Source organism: Halorubrum xinjiangense, assembly GCF_049604745.1.
Taxonomy (GTDB): Archaea; Halobacteriota; Halobacteria; order Halobacteriales; family Haloferacaceae; genus Halorubrum; species Halorubrum xinjiangense_A.
This window is the reverse complement of sequence record NZ_CP187140.1, coordinates 1,201,211-1,218,761: the sequence shown is the minus strand read 5'-3', so window position 1 is coordinate 1,218,761 and position 17,551 is coordinate 1,201,211. Positions and strand designations below refer to the sequence as shown.

Here is a 17,551-nt window from a genome sequence, read left to right as displayed (position 1 = left end):
GTTACTGGTACGGCGAGACGACGTCGACGAGGTCGCGGTGGCTCACCAGCATGCGCCGGCAGCAGTGCCGGTCGACCCCGAGGTCGTCGAGCACCTCGCCGGGGTCCTCGTCGCCCTCGCGAGCCCGCTCTTTGAACTCTTCCCAGTGTTCACCCACGACGTTGCCGCACGTGAAACACCGGACGGGGATCATCATGACTGGATCACCTCAGCGGTAGGACTTCTGGTAGCGAGCGCGCGCGCCGGGTCCGCCCCACTTCTTGGGTTCGGACTGGCGCACGTCGTTGACCAGCAGGGTGCGGTCGAAGTTCATGTACGCGTCGCGCAGCTCGGCGTCTCCGAGGTGCTGGACGAGCCCGCGGGCGATGGCGGTCCGCGTCGCGTCCGCCTGCCCGCTGAAGCCGCCGCCCTCGACGTCGATGTCGATGTCGACGCCGTCGCGGAGCTCCTCGCCCGCGATGCGGAACGGCTCCAGCATCTTGAGCCGCGCCTGCTCCGGTTCGACCAGCTCGACTGGCTGGGAGTTGATGCGAACGCGACCCTCGCCCTCGCGCACGGTGGCGCGGGCGACGGCCGTCTTCTTCTTGCCTGAGGTGTTCGTTACCATGTGACGTTGGCTCCCAGAGACTCGGAGATCGACCCGAGCGTGGTGAATTTGATGTTCGAGAGGCGGTCGAGCGAGGTGCCGTCGAGGACGACGCTCTCGACGTCCTCGTCGCGCTCGTAGGGGTTCCCGACGTACACGCGCACGTTCGAGAACGCCTCGCGGCCGTCCTCCGACTTGTACGGCAGCATGCCGCGGATGGCGCGCTTGAAGATTCGGTCCGGACGCTTGGGGTAGTACGGCCCGCTGTCCGAGCCGAGCTCCGCGCGCTTGTGGTACGTCTCCATCGTCGCTTCCTCGTTGCCGGTGATGACGGCGCGCTCGGCGTTGACGACGGCGACGGTCTCCCCGGCGAGGGCGCGCTGTGCGACCTCAGAGGAGACGCGACCGAGGATGCAGTCGCGGGCGTCGACGACGACGTCCGCGTCTATCTTCGCGAGGCTCATCGGATCACCCGCACGTTGCTTCCTTCGGGGTTCTGTTCGACGTACTGTTCAAGCGTCACCGCTTCGCCGGCCTGATCGATCTTCGTCCGGGCGGTCCCGGAGAAGTCGACGGCGGCGACGGTGACGTTCGTTTCGAGCACACCGCTGCCCAGCACCTTGCCGGGGACGACGACCGTCTCGTCTTCCTGCGCGTATCGTTCGATACGGCCCAGGTTGACCTCAGCGTGCGTGCGCCGTGGCTTCTCCAGTCGGTCAGCGACGTCCTGCCACACGTTGGCACCGGAGTCGCGCGAGACCGACTTCAGATCGGCAATGAGGTTCTGTAGTTTCGGGTTCGTCTTGCTACTCATAGCTGTCCCTCCTGAACGGAGAGTTCGTGGAAAACGGAGTGCAGGGAGCAGGATTTGAACCTGCGGACCTCTACAGGACAGCGCCCTGAACGCTGCGCCGTTGGCCTGACTTGGCTATCCCTGCGTGCACTCCACCGTATTCCGGCTCCCTTCAAACCACTTTCGGTCCCGCCGTCCGCCGGACCCGCCGCGGGCGCCTCGATCGTCGAGGCGGGGCCGCGGCTGGCGGCGGGGGCGACGGTCAGGGTGTTGGTTCGAAGGGCCGTCATTTCCTTATACTGCGACTTTCGTCTGTAGTTCGTCCGCGCGCTCCTCGATGGAGTCGATCGCGCGGAGCAGCAGTTCCTCGACGTCGAACGAGCCGTCCGTCTCGATGTGGAAGACGAACGCGCCCGGCACGTCCTCGACCGCGACCTCCTTCCCGGGGAACCGTTCCGAGAGGTCGTTGTCGAACTCGTCGGTGAGTTCGATCTCTCCGTCCGGCGTCTCGATGACCCCGCGGAGGATGTTCGGCTCGTCGTCGTCGAACTCGCCGCGGTCGCCCTCGACCGAGACGCGCTGGAGGTGGCGGTAGCCGACGGAGACGCCGCCCTGGTGTTTGGCGTGCTCCTTACCGGTGTCGAGGACCGCGTCGGCCTCGAACTCCAACCGCTGTCCCTCCTTCAGTTCGATGATCGGGACGTTGTCGTCCGCGACCTCGACGAGCGGATCGCTGCTCTCGATGTCGCCGGAGTACGCCGTCGCCGGTCCCTCGACGTCGAGCGCGAGGGTGACCTCGTCGCCGACCTCGAAGTCGTCGAGCGGCGTCGTCAGGGGGATAAGCCCCAGACGCAGTCCGATCATCTCGTCGAACATGACCGAGGAGTTCTCGACGAACCGAACGGTGTCGATCGAGAACGTCGGGACGTCGGCGATCATCGCGCGGCGGATGCCGTTGGCGAACGCCGGCGTGAGCCCGCGGATCAGCACCCGCGCGCTGCGTTCGTCCCGTTCGACGTACTGGACGTCGAATTCGTCTTCGGTCATGTCAGACTCGCTTGTTCTTCGGCGCCTTCGTCCCGTCGTGCGGGATGGGCGTGACGTCCTCGATCCGGCCGATCTCGACGCCCGCACGCGAGAGCGCGCGGATCGTCGCCTGCGCACCGGGACCGGTGGACTTGTTGAGGTTGCCGCCGGGGCCGCGCACGCGAACGTGCACGCCCTCCAGACCGGCGTCCTTGACGCGCTCGGCGACGACCTCCGCCATCTGCATGGCGGCGTACGGCGACGCCTCGTCGCGGTTCTGCTTCACCACGGTGCCGCCGGACGACTTGGCGATCGTCTCGGCGCCCGTCTCGTCGGTGACCGTGATGAGCGTGTTGTTGAACGACGCGTACACGTGGGCGATGCCCCACTTTCCTCCGTCTTCGGATTCACTCATGGATAGTTACTCCTGTGACTCCGCGCGCTCGGGGTGGAGATCGTCCGCGAGCGGGCTCGTCTCGTCGAAGGCGATGGCGCCCTCGTCGTCGACGTCCACCTTCACCGACGGGCGCGTGACGCGGGCGCCGTTGACGGTGATGTGGCCGTGGACGATGAACTGGCGGGCCTGCTGGGTCGAGGAGGCGAAGCCCTGTCGGTAGACGACCGTCTGGAGGCGACGCTCCAGCAGGTCGGTCACGTCGAGCGACAGGACCGTCGAGATGTCGTCGTTGTCGCCGAGGATGCCGATGCGGCGGAGCCGTGCGACGAACTCCGCGCCGGCGTCTTGGGCGACGTCGACGTCACCCTGCGCCTCGCCGAGCAGCCGTCGGGCCTCTCGACGCATGTTACGCAGTTCGGACTGGGCGCGCCAGAACTCCTCTTTGTTCTTCAGGCCGTACCGCGAGAGGAGATCCGACTCCTCGGCGATGCGCTCGCCCTGGTACGGGTGGTTCGGCGTCTCGTAGCCCTTGGTGTTTTTCCCGGTGCTCATTCGTCGTCACCGCCTTCTTCGTCTTCCATCTCCTCGCGGATCTCCTCGACGTTGACCCCGATGGTCCCCTCCGAGCGACCCGTGGACTTGGTGCGCTGGCCGCGGACCTTCTGCCCGCGCTTGTGGCGCACGCCCTTGTACGATTCGATGATCTTCATCCGGTTGATGTCGTGACGGCGCTTCTCGTCGACGTCCGTGCCGACGAGGTGCGTCGTCTCTCCGGAGAAGAAGTCGTTCTGTCGGTTCGTCATCCACGACGGGACGTGGTCTTCGAGGTTCTCCGCGATGTCGACCACCGCGTCGATGTCATCCTCGTCGAGGAGCCCGAACGTGGCGTTTCGGTCCACGTCGGCCTTCTCGGCGACCAGCCGCGCCGTGCGCGTGCCGATGCCGTCGAGTTCGGACAGGCTTCGCTCGACCGTCTTCGTCCCGTCGAGGTCCGCGCCCCCGATCCGAACGAAGTACTGGAGGTCTTCCTCCTCCTCCGGCGAGTCGTCCTGTGATTCTTCCGTGCTCATGTGTTGGTTGTGGTGAGTCCTACCGGCGCGATCCCGGCGGTACTCGTCCGTTCGAGCGTTGCGGCGGGGATTCGAACCCCGGAGGCAGTGACGCCACAGAGTTAGCAACCCTGCGCCTTGGGCCAGGCTTGGCTACCGCAACCCGCGTTGTATCATCGCCCTCTCGGACTCGGGACCCGACGCCCCTGCAGTTCGTGCGTTCGTTACCTCCCGCTTTCGGTACTTAAACATCACGAAACGGCCGGGTCGCTGTGGGGGTCTCGCACGGTCTCCGCGCAGGCAGCATCGACGGCCGTCAACGACGAGATTACGTCGAACGCGCCGGTTCCGTCGAGGCGACTCGTTGAAATACTCTCCAGATAGATTCCCATTCGAAGGCCGGTCGCTGAGAGATGCGACCGCTACACTCCCAGACGAGAGGCGTGGAGTTGACCGACATCGTTCCGAACAGCGACCGCAGAAAGCATTTATAGAAGACACTCGGAAGCTTCACACATGAACGACCCCGGTAGCGCCATGGCCGATTCCCCTCCGGGTTCCCTACAACCCTCCGACGACGACTCGACCGGGTCGAGCGGGTGGGACGCGGTCTGGGTCCTCCTTCCGTTCCTGCTCTTCGTCATCCTGCTCGCCGCGATGATCGTCCTAGCCAGCTGAGCGTCGACCGTTTCGGACCGTCGGAGAGCGAGGCAACGTCAACAGAGCCACCGACACCGACTATCGATATCTCCGATTTCCCGCGGGCCCCCTCGATGAAAACGCTTATTCAACTGGTGAACCGGTCAGCACAAATGGGCTCGCGGCTAGAATCGCTCCTTCTCGGGAAGTCGCTGAAACTATCGCTTCGGTATCTCGGGTACTCGGTCGTTCTCATGGCCTTGTCCTTCGGGCAACGCTATCTCGCTGGAAACTCCGAGATGGGAAACACATTCGGTTTATTTACGAGTCCACTCGGAGTCGCGGTAGTAGCAATTGTTCTGGCAGGGATACACACGTATCGAAACGACGGGATACTCGTGAGTACTGCCGTCGCCGTGATCACCGTGAGCGGCTACTCCCTGTACGCTGTCACCGCTCTTAATCACCCCCAACCCGACTATGGCCTTTTAACCGGTGCCGGGACAGCAATCTTCTATGGTCTCCCAATGGGAATTCTCGCGTCTACTGTCGCGTATGCGTTCCGGCGATTCGCCCCGAACTAATCACCTGCCGTCTCCGAGAAAAATAGAATAGAAGCACTCCGTCACTCCGTAGACTCTGGCTCTGTTGAAATCCTCAAGAAGTGATATACTCTGATCCGGTTGCGATCGATACACTGATCACAGCATTCTCACGACTACTTGACCAGCTGTAGTAGAAACCGCTAAGAGAAGTCCCATTTTCACGGAGATACGGTCGGTGAGAAAGCTGAAAGAGAGGCCGACGATAGCAGACGCGACAAAGCTGTAGGCGATAGTTGCTGGCAGAGAGAGGGTCATGGTGGGACTCTAACATGACGAGTTCATGAATATCCTCTGGTCAATACGTACGTTCAGCAACCAGCTGTTTCAGACAAGACCCTGTCTGAAGATAGGATTTCAACAGAGCAGTCGAGGCGCGCCGCCCGGTTCCGTGAGGCGTACTGTTTAGTGGGTTCCGCCGGAGTGTCCGGGTATGAAAGCCGTTCAGTTCGGCGAGCACGGCGACCGCGACGTGATCGAGTACGGCGAGTTCCCCGACCCCGAGCCGGACCGCGGCGAGGTGCTGGTCGACGTGAAGGCCGGCGCGTTGAACCACCTCGACATCTGGACCCGACGCGGGATGCCCGGGATCGACCTGGAGATGCCGCACATCCCCGGCAGCGACGCGGCGGGCGTCGTCGAGGCCGTCGGCGAGGGCGTGACGCGCTTCGAGCCGGGCGACCACGTCGCCGTGAGCGCCGGCGTCTCCTGCGGGGAGTGCGAGTTCTGCCGCAACGGCGAGGAGTCGCTGTGCGTCTCCTTCCACATCATCGGGGAACACGTCCGCGGCGTCCACGGGGAGAAGGCGACGGTCCCGGCGGCGAACCTCGTCCCGGTCCCGGACGGCGTCGACTGGGAGGTCGCCGGCTCCGCGTCGCTGGTCTTCCAGACCGCGTGGCGCATGCTCCACACGCGCGCCGAGATTGAGGCGAGCGAGAAGGTGCTCGTCTTGGGCGCCTCCGGCGGCGTCGGCCACGCGGCGGTCCAGATCGCGGACCACGCGGGCTGTGAGGTGTTCGCCACCGCCTCCACCGAGGAGAAGCTCTCGCACGCCGAGGACTGTGGCGCCGATCACGTCATCGACTACGAGGCGAACGACTTCGCGGACGAGATCAACGCGATCACGGGCAAGCGCGGCGTCGACGTGGTCGTCGACCACGTCGGTGAGGCCACCTATCCGGACTCCCTCAAGTCGATGGCGAAGGGCGGCCGGCTCGTCACCTGCGGCGCGACGACCGGCGGGAACCCGGGCGCCGGACTCAACCGCATCTTCTGGAACCAGCTGTCGGTGCTCGGCTCGACGATGGCGACGCCCGGCGAGGTCGACGAGGTCTTGGACCTTGTCTGGGACGGCACCTTCGAACCCCGCGTCCGCGAGGTGCTCCCGATGAGCGAGGCTGCGCGCGCACACGAGATGATCGAGAACCGTGAGGGCTTTGGCAAAGTGGTGGTTAGACCCGACAGTGAGCTCTGAGACCGACGCGGCCGCCGACGGCACCACCGACGGCGGCTACGTCCACGTTCCCGCTACGGACGAGGATGCCGACGCGACCGACAGCGGCGGCGACGGCTCGCGGGACCCGACGGTCGACGCCGACGAACCCGCCGCCGACGGCTTCGGTCGCAAGGGGTGGGCGCTGACGGCGGCGATATTCGTCTGCGCCCTCGTCATCCCGGGGATCATCTACGTCTACCCGTACGCCGCGGGCTGGTTCGGGCTCCCCTTCTTCGCGACGTACCTCGCGCTCCCGCTCGTCCCCGCGCTCCTCCTCGGCCTCGTCGCGGTCTGGTCGATGACGGCCGCGACCGCCGACCACGAGGAGTGAGCGGTCTGCGTGGGCGAGAGGGCTCCCGCGCGGCCGGCGCTGCCCCCGTCAGATCGTCCCGCCGCGCCAGCGAACGACAACCGTTTTGAACGACACCCGCGCAGTGGTGATATGTTGATCACCGTCTCCGGCCCGCCTGGGAGCGGGAAGAGCACCAACGCCGTCCAGCTGGCGGACGCGCTCGGTCTCGGGCACGTCTCCGGCGGCGACATCTTCCGCGAGATGGCGGCCGAACGCGACATGACGCCCGTCGAGTTCAACGAGTTCGCCGAGGAGGACCCGCAGATCGACCGCGACCTCGACCGCCGCCTCCGCGAGATCGCCGTCGAGCGCGACGACGTCGTCCTCGAATCCCGGCTCGCCGGCTGGCTCGCGGCCGACCACGCCGACTTCCGGTTCTGGTTCGACGCGCCGCTGTCGGTCCGCGCGGAGCGGATCGCGGAGCGCGAATCGAAGGACGTCGACCGCGCGCGAACGGAGACGGAGCGCCGCGAGGCCTCCGAGCGCAAGCGGTACCAGGAATACTACAACATCGACATCGAGGACCTCTCGATCTACGACGCCGCGTACAACACCGCCCGCTGGGGGCCCGAGAAGTTCCTCGACGTCCTCGTCGCCACCGTCGAGGCGTACGACCGCGACGACGACGAGGGGAAAGCGCCCGTCGAGGGCGTCGTCTACGACTTCTGAATCCGCGAGTTTCGCCCGTCATGAACGACTCACCCGACGACTCGGACGCCGACGCTCCCGCCGACAGCGAGGGACCCCTCAGAGCGCCGCCAGGAGAGCGGTCGGTGCCGGAGCTGCTCCGGTTCGGGGTCGTCAACCTCGACAAGCCGGCCGGCCCCTCCTCCCACCAGGTGTCGGCGTGGATTCGCGACGCCGTCGACGAGACGCTCGCCGCGCTCGATCCCGAAGGCCCCCCGACCGGCGGCGTCGCTCACTCGGGCACGCTCGATCCGAAAGTCACCGGCTGCCTCCCCACCTTGACCGGCGACGCGACGCGCATGGCGCAGGTGTTTCTGGAAGGAACCAAGGAGTACGTCGCGGTGTTGGAGCTCCACGGCTCGCCCCCGGCGGACTTCGAGGACGTCGTCGCCGAGTTCGAGAGCGAGATCTACCAGAAGCCGCCGCGGAAGAGCGCCGTCAGCCGCCGGCTCCGCACACGGACGATCCACGACCTCGACGTACTGGAGGTCGACGACCGGCAGGCCCTCCTCCGGATCCGATGCGAGTCGGGGACATACGTCCGAAAGCTGTGTCACGACATCGGGCTCGCGACGGGCGTCGGCGCCCATATGGGCCACCTCCGCCGGACCGCCACCGACCCGTTCGACGACCGCGACCTCCACACGCTTCAGGACCTCGTGGACGCGCTCGCGTGGGCCGAGGACGGCGACGACGCGCACCTCCGCGAGGTGGTCCGACCGGCCGAGGACGCCCTGACGCACCTCCCCGCGGTGACGGTCGCGCGGTCCGCCGCGCGCAACGTCGCGACCGGCGCGCCCGTCTACGCTCCCGGCGTGATCGACGTCGACGACGACGCCACGCAGCCCGACCGCGACGGCGACGGGGATCCACCCCTCGTCGCGTGTTTCACGCCGGACGGTACCGCGGTCTGTCTCGGGCGCGTCGTCGGCGATCCGGACGCCGACAGTGGGACGGTCGTCGACTTGGAGCGCGTTCTTTTATGAGTCTGCCATCCCCGGTTCGGGTATGGACGAGTCGGACGCAGACGGGGAAGCGGGCGGACGGATAGAACTCGGAAGCGCGAGCGCGGCACCGGGCACGCTCGACCGCGGCCGGCTCCCGGTCGCGGAGCTCCCGACGGGCGGCGCGGAGCGGCTTCCGGTCGTCGTCGCGAACGGCGCCGAGGACGGGCCCACGCTGTGGCTCACGGGCGGCGTCCACGGCGACGAGGCGACGGGCGTCGCGGTCGTTCAGGACGCGGTCGCGGCCCTCGGCGAGTGCCTCGCCGATCTCGCGGGCGCGGTCGTCGCGGTGCCCGTCGTCTCCCCGGCCGGACTGCGTCGGAACGCGAGGGAGACGTACTACGCCGACGAGGACCCGAACCGCCACTTCCCAGACGCCGACGCGGAGTCGGCGCGCCCGCCGAAGCTCCAAGAGCGGATCGACGCCCGGCTGTACGCCGCGATAACCGGTCACACACCGGACGACACGTCCGAGTTCGCCGTCGAGACTGTCGGGACGAACGCGGCCGCGGACGCGCTGATCGACTGTCACACCGCCGGCGTCGGCAGCGAGTCCTTCGCCATCCGCGATCGCGTCCTCTACGGCGACCGCCGGAGCGAGTCGGAGGCGGCTGCGCTCTCCGCGGAGCTTGGCCGGCTGATCGACGCGTTCGGCCTCCCGGTCGTCCGGGAGTACCCAGCCGCGGAGTACGTCGAGGAGAACCTCCAGCGGTCGACCGCGGGCGCCGTGCTCAACGAGGCCGGGGTTCCGGCGTTCACGGCGGAGCTGGGTGCGCACAGCGTCGTCGGCGACGCCCGCCTCGACGCGGGCGTTGCGGGCGTCTTCGGCGTCGCGGTCGAAATGGGGCTCGTGGAGGCAGAGGCCGTGCCCGAGTCGGTCGACGAGCCCGGCGTCGGCGTCGACCCCGCGCCCGTCGAGTTCCCCGTGCGGCGCTTCCGCGGGCCGACGACTGACGACTCCGGCCTCGTCCGGCACCGCGTCGCAGCCGGAGACGCGTTCGCCGAGGACGACGTGCTCGCCGACGTGGTCAACGCCGCGGGCGAGGAGCGCGGGACGGTCCGCGCCGACAGCGACGGCTACGTCCTCGGTCGCTGCGAGGGGTTGGCCGTCTACGAGGGCGACCCGATCGGCAGCCTCGCAGTGCGGGACGACGGCGACCTCGTGGTCCCGCGGGACGCCGACGAGGAGTGAAGCGAAGTCCTTAATTACCGGACCGTCGTTTTTCTGCGTGTAGTCAGGGACCGTGGGGTAGTGGTATCCTATGCGGATGGGGTCCGTATGACCTGAGTTCGACTCTCAGCGGTCCCATACGATTCTTGTTGACTCTCATTATCGGGAGTCTCGACGCTTTCTAACGTCCGAAAAATCGGATTTTGGTGCGTTATAAACCACCCAAATCGGCGGTTCCGACGAAACCGCGCAGTGCCGGTACTGCGACGGTCACGTTTCTGAGAGGTCAGGGTAGTCTTCGGTGATGAGGAATGCGACTCGACTGATCCGAATCGGAGTTGCTCGTGAACGCGTACGACTCCCGACCGGTCCGGGCGTGTATCGGATCTGGGACCGCGAGGAGCAGGAGCCGCTGGAGTACATCGGACAGTGTGAGAACCTGAAGAGTCGGCTGTATCGGCACCGGCGGAACCGGGACGAAGCGCTGGTCTTCAGCTACGCGCTCGTCGACGACGGCGACGAGAAGCACAAGCGCAGGCAGGTCGAGACGGACCAGATCGGCGCGCACTGGCTAGAGACCGAGTCGGCTCCGCGGGATCAGTTCTAATTTGAACCAACGAGCCAATTGCAGCCTCCAATTCAGCGATATACTCCTTTTGGATTTCAACCAGGAAAATAACTATCAGGCTCGCTTATATACGAGGGATTAATGCCCACAGATAATGACGAAGGGGAAGTTCCCAATCCATACGAACATCTTGATCCCAGTGCCCGCGACTGGTCAGAGATTTTAGAATCCGATCCATACACCTGCTGGGAATTCCTAATCAAGCTCTTTTCTAGTATGAACTCCAAGGAGTTGGGTCGGCAGAGAGAATCGTTTAGGAAAGCAAGGATGCAGGCTAAGGAGGTGAGAGACAATACAAAAGCACCTGAAGGAAATCAAGCAGCAAACGATATTTTTGAGATCATGCTGATCTGTGAGCGTGCTGCGGAACAAGCTCCCCCTCACTCCAGCGAGTAATATTCATCATCAGGTACACGATCTTAGACAGTATATTTAAGATCAAGCAGATCCCGAAGGCATACAATGGCAGACCCGATCTTGAAATGGGCAGGGGGCAAGCGTCAGATCCTCCCCCGAATTCTTGACCATTTCAAAGATGAAGACGACTATGAGAGCTACCACGAGCCGTTTTTTGGTGGTGGTGCCGTCTTCTTCAGAGAGACTCACGAGGACGCAGCTACAGTCAACGATATCAATCCTCGTTTAGTGAATTTCTATCGTGTGCTACAGAAAGACGTTCCTGGACTACTTGACGAACTAGATAAGCTGCGTCAGCGGATGCCCGACGACGATCCAAACTCTGAGTGGGATCATGACGAGAAGGACCAGCACGACCGCGAGATCAAGAACTACTACTATCAAGTCCGGGCACTATTCAATAAGCGGCCGAACAACCAAGACTACGACAAGACCCGTGAGGCAGCCATGTTCTTATGGCTCAACCGGACCTGCTTCAATGGACTCTATCGTGAGAACCGATCCGGTGAATTCAACGTTCCAATTGGAAACCACAAGAGTCTCGGACTCGACATGGATTCGAAACTTCAGGAGGCATCAAATGCCCTCTCTGGCGTCGAGATACTGTGCGAAGATTTTGGATATATCCTAGATAAGGCTGAAGAAGACGATCTCGTATACTTCGATCCACCGTATGATCCACAGTCTAGTTCTTCGTCATTCGTTGAGTACACCTCTGAATCATTCGGTAAAGATGAACAAAGACGCCTGAGTGATGTAGCTCTTGAACTGGATGAGCGGGGCGTCAACGTTGTCATCTCAAATGCTCCGTCAGTTACGGACTTGTACGAGACGGATAGAATGGCGAATTTCGATTACTCGGAAATTGGTGCCCGTCGGGCGATCAATTCGGATGGGGATAGCCGAGGAGAGGTAGAGGAAGTCATTATTACAAATATCGACAAAGAGGATAGACGAAGTCAGCACACCCACATACCAGACTACAACTAACTGTCCCCAAACGAGCTTAGATCTTTCACAAAGTAGTCGTAGGTCGTTTTTCCGTTATCATAGACCTTGACCTCGTCAATTTTCCGAAGCCAGCTACGAATTGTGGTTGCTCGTCGTCCGATTGTAGTACCGGTCATTCGTCTTTAGTTAAGCCTCACACCTTGGTTGAGTAGCGGTAGCGAGCGTCTCTTGTAAGATCGGTCGTTGCTGGTGGATCTTTTGTGCGTCTTCGATCAGCCGCTCCAACAGCGGCGGTGGTGAGTAGCCGAGGAACTCACCGAGTTCGTGAAGAATGAGCTGGGCGTGCGACCGGAAGGTCGCCGCCCAGCGTTCCGGTGGAAACACGATCTCGTCGTCAGCCTGCTCGGAGACCAGATCCAACAACTCACGGCTCACTAGCAGCGACAGCAACGCCGCATACAGCAAAATCTCCACCACAACAGGGCTGCTCGTGTCGAACTCATCTAGTTCGTATTGCGTCTTCAACTCACGAAACAGCGTTTCTACCTCCCATCGACACCGATATAGCGTCCCTAGATCTGCCGGGAAAAACTCTTCTCTCGGTAGATTTGTGATGTACAGATGGTAGTCGTCGGCGTCCTCGTCCCGGACGCCGACGACGCGGAACCGCTTCGTGTCTAGCGACCGTGTTCCCTCGTACTGACCCCGCTTGAACTCCGCTTCGACCTCTACGTCAATGTACTCCCGCGAGAGATCACCGACCACGTCGTGGATCTTCTCCCCTTCTAAGGGAATGGCGCGCCCGCGCCATTCCCGTAACTCCTCTGTTATCACCGGATTCGCGTTCTGCTTCAACCGGCTCACAAAGTAGCCGTCGTTCTCGTCGATCAGCGCAAAGCGGCGGTACTTGAAGTACGCTAGGTCGAACAAAACCAGCCGTCCACGCAGCCACGATCCCGTCTTGAACAGCGTACTGTCGTGCGCTTTTTCATCGGTCACATCGATCCGTTCAATCGTCTGGTCGGTGGCATTGTGGAGCAGGTGGAGCTTCGCTCCAGCCTGCTCCTCGTGGCGAGCTTGGAACTCGTCGGAAAGGAACTCGTGCAACCGCAACACCGTTCCATCAGCGATCATCACGTCCCTGAATCGGTTGATATCAGCGTCAACAGCGTCGGGAACAGCGACCTCGTCGAGACCACGCTCGACGAGGTCGCGGAGATACTCTGCAAGTGACGGTGTCAACCGGTGATAGAAGCCACCGGGAGAGATCGTCTCATCGGCTGTAGAGTTGTAGCTGCGTCTAAATCCAGCGAGTGTTCGGCTCTCGCCTGCGGCGAAGCCGAACACGAGCGCCCACACGAGGACGGGAATCTGAAGTTTGCCCTCACGCTCGACCACGCCGAGTTCCTCGGCGTGCTCTTCGAGGAACTCAGAGGGAAACAGTGTAGTAAGCCGACGCATGATTCTTGATGAGGAGGCGTCTTGGTGCACACTTGCCGCCTCCTCATTCCTCTCAAAAAGTAGCCTCGATAAGCCGCTGCTGTCATGCGGTTCTTCGCTTAGCTAAAGACGAATGGTTCATTCCCATTGATTAGTTCAATTGGAGGCCCATCTGACTCACGGGCCTCGTTCATGGCTGGATCAGTGAAGCTTGAGTTTGTCATCACAGCACCGAATCCACACCCATAGCGGTTCAGAGCACCACTAAGTTTGCGAACGACTGGCGCAGATATTTTGTCAGAGTGTTGCTTAACTTCAATTCCAAAATCGCATTGATATATTTCAGTACCCACATGTCCCAGTATGTCAATACCACCATCTCCGCCTTCGGGAGTTATCTCACTACTGGCTGGATTTTCAACAGTCTCCAAAACAAGCTTACAAACGTGTTCGAACTGAGTATCTTCGATCTCAGCAGTCTTTTTGAGAACTGTATTTACTGTCTCCTGTTTGTCCATAGAAAAGTGACAATGATGAGGAAGAAAAGTCTTAGTGTTTAGCACAGGCCTGAATTTTATTTTCACTCCCCATCTAGCTCATCAAACGTAGTTTTGAGTTCCTCTATAACTGCTTCAAACCTCTCGATGGTTTCCTCATACTCTTCTGGATTTTCCCTGAGTTCTGTAGCCAATCTGGCTTTGATGTTCTTGGAGATCTTTCCTTTCATCAACTCATCGGTATCTGTGTCTAACAGGAAGTTTTCAATATAGTCTACGACACCGCACGGAACTCTATCATAAGGGGTGTCCAGGATACGTTCCACATCCAACTCATCATGTACGTCCGAAGCGGCTCTGATGAATAATTCTCTATCAAAAAGATCCTCAATCTCGGCATCATGCTCTATATCACTCAGGGCAGTGACATCGTCATATCTAACTGTTCGGTTTTCAAGATCTGGCTCAAAATCTCTATCGTTTGTGTCATCATCCATTAGAGCAACGTGTGTTACGTCTTCAGAGGTAAGAATTCGTGAAAGGAAAGGAAGCTGGAGACCTTTTGAATCAATAAACTTCGGATCATCTTCGATATAAGACCTCCCGGTATGCATGAAGAACGAATTGAACAGGTTCAGATAACGTTTGTCGCTGGAGCCTTCAACAAGAATTGTAGTTTCACCCATAAATAAGGAATCTGAAAGAGTCCAACCAACCGCTTCTCGTGCGGTGGCTAATGGGTCAACCTGTTCTCCATCAGTCTTTGCCTTATCCAAGTTCAGTACCTCACAAAGCATCCTCGGCTAGCTGTTTCTGAAGCCTGAGTTCCGTGGTGGAACGGTTGTGCTGGTGGTCTTGACGAGAGAATCTCCGACGAATCGACGGAGAGCAGTCGCTGTCGGCGGCGGCTGCCGCCGACGCGACAGCGTTGCCACTCACGAGACGCCGTACTCGGTCGGTGACTACCGGTGGAACCGGTCGTCTGGTGGTCGATTCGCGGGGACGGCCCGACGCACTGCCAGGGCCGTCCACGCAGCCCGTCGAATCATATTCACGAACTCCTTGTACGGCCACCACCAGAGGCGACGCCCGCCTCGGCGGGGCGTCGCCACGTATTCGTAGTGGAGATACCGCCACGCGTTCTGTAACAGCAGACTCACCACAACGAACAGCAGTCTCACCGTCGCGTCTCGCGTCGTTGTTTTCGCTATCGCTTGCTCAGACAAGCGATAGCTCGACTCGATACCGAAGCGTTTCGAGTAGTGGTATCGAGCGTCGCGTGGTGTCTCAATAAACGGCGCGTCAGCGGCGTAGCCGTGACGCGCCACACCGTTCTCGTCGTACTTCCCGTTTAGGTACGTACAGTCGATGTAGACGGGAAACTCGACGGTCCAGCTGTGACCGTCGAGTTTCCCTGTCAGATCATGGTTGATGACACGGCTCCACCCTTTCGAGAGCTCTTGCTGAATCGTCTTCCCCCACCGAATGATCGGGATCACGTACGCGTAGTTATGCGCTTGAAGCAGCGTGAGGCACTTGCTGTCGTAGAATCCGCGATCAAGATAGACGGCCTTGACCTCGGTGTCAAGGCCGTCGAGGACACCGAAGAACTCAGCGAGGACGCTGCTGGCGGTATCGCCGTCTTCGAGACGGCGTACCGCCAGCGTGTAGCGTTTGTTCTTCACACGCGCGTAGAGTGTGGCGTAGGCGTGGAACGCGGTGGTTCCACGCTTGGCTTCCGAGTGATAGAGGCTCTGCGTGTCGTCTTCATTACCGTAGTAGGGCCGCAGGTGGAGGTCTGCGCAGACCTCCACCTGCTCGGGGAGCAGTTCAACGATATTTCGTCGAAGAAGGGTGTTTGCGACTCGTTCGAGCCGTTCCGGCTCGAACTTCGTCCTGAGGTGATAGAGGATCGTGTTCGCCGATGGGGAGTCTTGACTGGAGTTGCAGAGCGTCGAGATCGAGGTCCCGTCGGCGGTTGCGCCGACGAGGACCTCGTGGATGTCCTCTGTATCGATTTCAGCGTTGTTGGCGAGATTCAGAGTAACTTCCTCGTCAAGCTGGTTGACGAGGAAGTTAAGGAGTTGGTCTTCGTGGAGTTCACTGTCTGCTTGCTGCTGGTGTTTGGTCACATTCACAGCAAGCAGACGTTCTAACTAACCGGCTTTGTGAGGTACTGAAGTTATTAGCAACTGTAGTCCCTATCGGATCGTCCTCTTGTCGGGTAGTATTTCTCTTGATGATTCGAAGCCGCGCCATCTCTTTCGAATCAATAAGAGCCGGTGAATGTGTAGAATATACTATCTGTGCTTGGGTAGTTATGTAGAAGAATGCGGAAAATAATTGTTTTTCTGCCTCCGGATGTAGATGAATTCCTGGATCATCCAAAATAACTAGCGTTTGGCGGCCTTCCGATTGATCGTAAGGTTGTGCTAAAATTTTGAGTAGAAAGGTTATGATCCAACGCATTCCATCACTCCTCTGCTCAAGAGGAATCGGTGGGCCATCCTCTTCAGACAACCTTATTCGTAATATCTCTCCATCTAGTTCGTAAGAGAATTCATATCTTTCAGTTTCATCAGGATCGATTGTTCCCCCACTCACACCCTCCACAGGATCAAACTCCCAAAATTTATTTAAATAGTCAGAGAGCCGATCAACGGCGTTATCCAGAGATGTTCGCAGATCGGACGAATCATAAGAAGAGTAGTTTGTGATTTCAATATTATCGAGAGCAAGTAGCCCTTGAAGTGCTAAATTACTACGCGATTCTCGTAAATTATATTCAGATTTAGCGAGTTCTATTTGTGACTGGTCTATGATATTTGGCAGATCAGCTAATGGATCTGAGGGGTTGAATACGTTGCTGAGTGTTCGAAGAAGACCATCAGCACCTTGTTGAATTTCGGATACTTCTGGCGGTTCATACGTGACTTCATCATTGGAGTCAAGATCTGGTTCTTCGATAGGTGTCGCATTGTCAAAAGCTGTAGAAATACTCTCAAGCTGTCTTTTAACAGCATGATGAGCTTCACTAATATCATTGATATCGGCAGGGTTAATTGAGTCAATTTCATCAACTTCCGGATTTAGCTCGGAAACCTCGGCAACATTTTGAATGAACCACCAGCACAGATGGAGGTGTTCCCGATGGCGTTCAACAAGAAAACTATCTATTTCCATTGGAAGTTCTAAATTAGGGCGAGATTGATGAGTAGATATGTCAATACTTGTTCCATCCTGTTGAACGATATCTACAGCAAGATCACCGCTGGCATAATGAACAAGTTCAATATTCTTTCTCGCTAGCGCCTGACCTATAGCAGAAGGATTAGTTTGTTTTGATTGTTTATTAGCTACAGATTGATCTTCGTGCGTTATCGCTACGCTATTATCAACTAATGGTGGTGTCTTATTAATTGGAATGCGGACTGGAAATCCATCTAGATCGTCTTTCCAATGCGGGCCTAGAAGCCAAGGAATCGGTTTAATATCCTCTGCGTTAGCGCTGAGTACTCTTGGATCAAGTCTACAGCGTAAGACTTCAACCGATCGAAGCGGACCATTATAGGTTTCGTAAGAACTTAAATCGTCTCCGGAAATTGGATATTGGTCTCCAAGAAGGTTGATAGCACTAAGTATATTTGACTTTCCAGCTTCATTCTTCCCGATTAGGGTTGTAATGTCTTCTTCAAGTTCTAGACGGGCCGGCTTATTTTCTCCCTGAGGCCCCTTTCCAAGTACTGAACGGTAATTAAGAACCTCAAAACCGTCAATCATTCTCACTATTACCCTCGTACCCTACGGGTATAAATCA

Annotated in this window: 23 protein-coding genes and 3 tRNA genes; 11 read left to right on the top strand and 15 right to left on the bottom strand. The window is 59.6% G+C overall.

Annotated features, from left to right (window positions below; genetic code table 11):
- Position 1: 1 nt before the first annotated feature.
- The 10 genes from ACOZ35_RS07225 to ACOZ35_RS07180 form a co-directional block, all read right to left on the bottom strand.
- On the bottom strand, positions 2 to 196 hold the full coding sequence (locus tag ACOZ35_RS07225; protein ID WP_006628058.1) for a DNA-directed RNA polymerase subunit N: 195 nt from the start codon (positions 194 to 196) through the stop codon (positions 2 to 4).
- A 12-nt stretch (positions 197 to 208) separates the two neighbouring features.
- Positions 209 to 607, bottom strand: coding sequence for a 30S ribosomal protein S9 (locus tag ACOZ35_RS07220; RefSeq protein WP_004595258.1), 399 nt, complete (start codon positions 605 to 607; stop codon positions 209 to 211).
- The gene (locus tag ACOZ35_RS07215) at positions 601 to 1,050 is read right to left on the bottom strand and encodes a 50S ribosomal protein L13 (protein WP_006628060.1); all 450 of its coding nucleotides are present in this window, start codon (positions 1,048 to 1,050) and stop codon (positions 601 to 603) included. The genes ACOZ35_RS07220 and ACOZ35_RS07215 overlap by 7 nt, the downstream gene beginning before the upstream one ends.
- Positions 1,047 to 1,400: a 50S ribosomal protein L18e gene (locus ACOZ35_RS07210; RefSeq protein WP_004595256.1), complete on the bottom strand. Its 354-nt coding sequence runs from the start codon at positions 1,398 to 1,400 to the stop codon at positions 1,047 to 1,049. The genes ACOZ35_RS07215 and ACOZ35_RS07210 overlap by 4 nt, the downstream gene beginning before the upstream one ends.
- Positions 1,401 to 1,439: 39 nt before the next feature.
- A tRNA-Leu gene (locus ACOZ35_RS07205) sits at positions 1,440 to 1,524 on the bottom strand.
- 149 nt (positions 1,525 to 1,673) lie between these two features.
- Positions 1,674 to 2,426, bottom strand: a complete 753-nt coding sequence (locus ACOZ35_RS07200) for a DNA-directed RNA polymerase subunit D (protein WP_424015714.1) — start codon at positions 2,424 to 2,426, stop codon at positions 1,674 to 1,676.
- A 1-nt stretch (position 2,427) separates the two neighbouring features.
- A complete protein-coding gene (locus ACOZ35_RS07195) occupies positions 2,428 to 2,820 on the bottom strand; it encodes a 30S ribosomal protein S11 (RefSeq protein WP_004595254.1) in 393 nt (130 codons plus the stop codon).
- A 6-nt stretch (positions 2,821 to 2,826) separates the two neighbouring features.
- The gene (locus tag ACOZ35_RS07190) at positions 2,827 to 3,354 is read right to left on the bottom strand and encodes a 30S ribosomal protein S4 (RefSeq protein ID WP_424015713.1); all 528 of its coding nucleotides are present in this window, start codon (positions 3,352 to 3,354) and stop codon (positions 2,827 to 2,829) included.
- Positions 3,351 to 3,872, bottom strand: coding sequence for a 30S ribosomal protein S13 (locus tag ACOZ35_RS07185; protein ID WP_424015712.1), 522 nt, complete (start codon positions 3,870 to 3,872; stop codon positions 3,351 to 3,353). Before ACOZ35_RS07185 ends, ACOZ35_RS07190 begins: the two co-directional genes overlap by 4 nt.
- 56 nt (positions 3,873 to 3,928) lie before the next feature.
- Positions 3,929 to 4,014: transfer RNA gene (locus ACOZ35_RS07180), tRNA-Ser, on the bottom strand.
- A gap of 353 nt (positions 4,015 to 4,367) precedes the next feature.
- Between ACOZ35_RS07180 and ACOZ35_RS07175 the strand changes: the two genes are divergently transcribed.
- From ACOZ35_RS07175 to ACOZ35_RS07125, 11 genes are all read left to right on the top strand, one after another.
- Positions 4,368 to 4,529 carry a hypothetical protein gene (locus tag ACOZ35_RS07175; protein WP_424015711.1) on the top strand — a complete coding sequence of 54 codons (162 nt, stop codon included), beginning with the start codon at positions 4,368 to 4,370 and terminating at the stop codon, positions 4,527 to 4,529.
- 134 nt (positions 4,530 to 4,663) lie between these two features.
- Entirely contained in the window at positions 4,664 to 5,074 is a 411-nt protein-coding gene (locus tag ACOZ35_RS07170) for a hypothetical protein (protein ID WP_424015710.1), read from the top strand.
- A 451-nt stretch (positions 5,075 to 5,525) separates the two neighbouring features.
- Positions 5,526 to 6,566 carry a zinc-binding dehydrogenase gene (locus tag ACOZ35_RS07165; RefSeq protein WP_424015709.1) on the top strand — a complete coding sequence of 347 codons (1,041 nt, stop codon included), beginning with the start codon at positions 5,526 to 5,528 and terminating at the stop codon, positions 6,564 to 6,566.
- A complete protein-coding gene (locus ACOZ35_RS07160; protein ID WP_424015708.1) occupies positions 6,556 to 6,918 on the top strand; it encodes a hypothetical protein in 363 nt (120 codons plus the stop codon). The genes ACOZ35_RS07165 and ACOZ35_RS07160 overlap by 11 nt, the downstream gene beginning before the upstream one ends.
- Positions 6,919 to 7,029: 111 nt before the next feature.
- On the top strand, positions 7,030 to 7,608 hold the full coding sequence (gene cmk / locus ACOZ35_RS07155) for a (d)CMP kinase (RefSeq protein ID WP_424015707.1): 579 nt from the start codon (positions 7,030 to 7,032) through the stop codon (positions 7,606 to 7,608).
- 20 nt (positions 7,609 to 7,628) lie between these two features.
- Positions 7,629 to 8,612, top strand: coding sequence for an RNA-guided pseudouridylation complex pseudouridine synthase subunit Cbf5 (locus ACOZ35_RS07150; RefSeq protein ID WP_424015706.1), 984 nt, complete (start codon positions 7,629 to 7,631; stop codon positions 8,610 to 8,612).
- Between the two features lie 22 nt (positions 8,613 to 8,634).
- On the top strand, positions 8,635 to 9,822 hold the full coding sequence (locus ACOZ35_RS07145) for a succinylglutamate desuccinylase/aspartoacylase family protein (protein WP_424015705.1): 1,188 nt from the start codon (positions 8,635 to 8,637) through the stop codon (positions 9,820 to 9,822).
- Positions 9,823 to 9,868: 46 nt separating this feature from the next.
- Positions 9,869 to 9,939: transfer RNA gene (locus ACOZ35_RS07140), tRNA-Pro, on the top strand.
- 238 nt (positions 9,940 to 10,177) lie between these two features.
- On the top strand, positions 10,178 to 10,408 hold the full coding sequence (locus tag ACOZ35_RS07135; protein WP_424015704.1) for a hypothetical protein: 231 nt from the start codon (positions 10,178 to 10,180) through the stop codon (positions 10,406 to 10,408).
- Positions 10,409 to 10,510: 102 nt separating this feature from the next.
- On the top strand, positions 10,511 to 10,825 hold the full coding sequence (locus ACOZ35_RS07130; RefSeq protein ID WP_424015703.1) for a hypothetical protein: 315 nt from the start codon (positions 10,511 to 10,513) through the stop codon (positions 10,823 to 10,825).
- A gap of 66 nt (positions 10,826 to 10,891) precedes the next feature.
- The gene (locus tag ACOZ35_RS07125) at positions 10,892 to 11,836 is read left to right on the top strand and encodes a DNA adenine methylase (RefSeq protein WP_424015702.1); all 945 of its coding nucleotides are present in this window, start codon (positions 10,892 to 10,894) and stop codon (positions 11,834 to 11,836) included.
- 147 nt (positions 11,837 to 11,983) lie between these two features.
- Here ACOZ35_RS07125 and ACOZ35_RS07120 read toward each other — a convergent pair whose 3' ends face one another.
- The 5 genes from ACOZ35_RS07120 to ACOZ35_RS07100 form a co-directional block, all read right to left on the bottom strand.
- Positions 11,984 to 13,258, bottom strand: a complete 1,275-nt coding sequence (locus tag ACOZ35_RS07120; RefSeq protein WP_424016034.1) for an IS4 family transposase — start codon at positions 13,256 to 13,258, stop codon at positions 11,984 to 11,986.
- 98 nt (positions 13,259 to 13,356) lie between these two features.
- Positions 13,357 to 13,755, bottom strand: a complete 399-nt coding sequence (locus tag ACOZ35_RS07115) for a restriction endonuclease (protein WP_424015701.1) — start codon at positions 13,753 to 13,755, stop codon at positions 13,357 to 13,359.
- A 62-nt stretch (positions 13,756 to 13,817) separates the two neighbouring features.
- Positions 13,818 to 14,510 carry a hypothetical protein gene (locus tag ACOZ35_RS07110; RefSeq protein WP_424015700.1) on the bottom strand — a complete coding sequence of 231 codons (693 nt, stop codon included), beginning with the start codon at positions 14,508 to 14,510 and terminating at the stop codon, positions 13,818 to 13,820.
- A 186-nt stretch (positions 14,511 to 14,696) separates the two neighbouring features.
- Positions 14,697 to 15,866 (bottom strand): ISH3 family transposase, encoded by a 1,170-nt coding sequence (locus tag ACOZ35_RS07105; RefSeq protein WP_424015699.1) that lies wholly within the window; start codon positions 15,864 to 15,866, stop codon positions 14,697 to 14,699.
- Complete coding sequence (locus ACOZ35_RS07100) at positions 15,835 to 17,514, bottom strand: AAA family ATPase (protein WP_424016047.1); 1,680 nt, start codon at positions 17,512 to 17,514, stop codon at positions 15,835 to 15,837. Before ACOZ35_RS07100 ends, ACOZ35_RS07105 begins: the two co-directional genes overlap by 32 nt.
- Positions 17,515 to 17,551: the final 37 nt, after the last annotated feature.

Bases quoted from the DNA above. Each gene is read 5' to 3' on its own strand.
- ACOZ35_RS07225 (WP_006628058.1), bottom strand. From the start codon at position 196: ATGATGATCCCCGTCCGGTGTTTCACGTGCGGCAACGTCGTGGGTGAA.
- ACOZ35_RS07220 (WP_004595258.1), bottom strand. From the start codon at position 607: ATGGTAACGAACACCTCAGGCAAGAAGAAGACGGCCGTCGCCCGCGCC.
- ACOZ35_RS07215 (WP_006628060.1), bottom strand. From the start codon at position 1,050: ATGAGCCTCGCGAAGATAGACGCGGACGTCGTCGTCGACGCCCGCGAC.
- ACOZ35_RS07210 (WP_004595256.1), bottom strand. From the start codon at position 1,400: ATGAGTAGCAAGACGAACCCGAAACTACAGAACCTCATTGCCGATCTG.
- ACOZ35_RS07200 (WP_424015714.1), bottom strand. From the start codon at position 2,426: ATGACCGAAGACGAATTCGACGTCCAGTACGTCGAACGGGACGAACGC.
- ACOZ35_RS07195 (WP_004595254.1), bottom strand. From the start codon at position 2,820: ATGAGTGAATCCGAAGACGGAGGAAAGTGGGGCATCGCCCACGTGTAC.
- ACOZ35_RS07190 (WP_424015713.1), bottom strand. From the start codon at position 3,354: ATGAGCACCGGGAAAAACACCAAGGGCTACGAGACGCCGAACCACCCG.
- ACOZ35_RS07185 (WP_424015712.1), bottom strand. From the start codon at position 3,872: ATGAGCACGGAAGAATCACAGGACGACTCGCCGGAGGAGGAGGAAGAC.
- ACOZ35_RS07175 (WP_424015711.1), top strand. From the start codon at position 4,368: ATGAACGACCCCGGTAGCGCCATGGCCGATTCCCCTCCGGGTTCCCTA.
- ACOZ35_RS07170 (WP_424015710.1), top strand. From the start codon at position 4,664: ATGGGCTCGCGGCTAGAATCGCTCCTTCTCGGGAAGTCGCTGAAACTA.
- ACOZ35_RS07165 (WP_424015709.1), top strand. From the start codon at position 5,526: ATGAAAGCCGTTCAGTTCGGCGAGCACGGCGACCGCGACGTGATCGAG.
- cmk (WP_424015707.1), top strand. From the start codon at position 7,030: ATGTTGATCACCGTCTCCGGCCCGCCTGGGAGCGGGAAGAGCACCAAC.
- ACOZ35_RS07150 (WP_424015706.1), top strand. From the start codon at position 7,629: ATGAACGACTCACCCGACGACTCGGACGCCGACGCTCCCGCCGACAGC.
- ACOZ35_RS07145 (WP_424015705.1), top strand. From the start codon at position 8,635: ATGGACGAGTCGGACGCAGACGGGGAAGCGGGCGGACGGATAGAACTC.
- ACOZ35_RS07130 (WP_424015703.1), top strand. From the start codon at position 10,511: ATGCCCACAGATAATGACGAAGGGGAAGTTCCCAATCCATACGAACAT.
- ACOZ35_RS07125 (WP_424015702.1), top strand. From the start codon at position 10,892: ATGGCAGACCCGATCTTGAAATGGGCAGGGGGCAAGCGTCAGATCCTC.
- ACOZ35_RS07120 (WP_424016034.1), bottom strand. From the start codon at position 13,258: ATGCGTCGGCTTACTACACTGTTTCCCTCTGAGTTCCTCGAAGAGCAC.
- ACOZ35_RS07115 (WP_424015701.1), bottom strand. From the start codon at position 13,755: ATGGACAAACAGGAGACAGTAAATACAGTTCTCAAAAAGACTGCTGAG.
- ACOZ35_RS07100 (WP_424016047.1), bottom strand. From the start codon at position 17,514: ATGATTGACGGTTTTGAGGTTCTTAATTACCGTTCAGTACTTGGAAAG.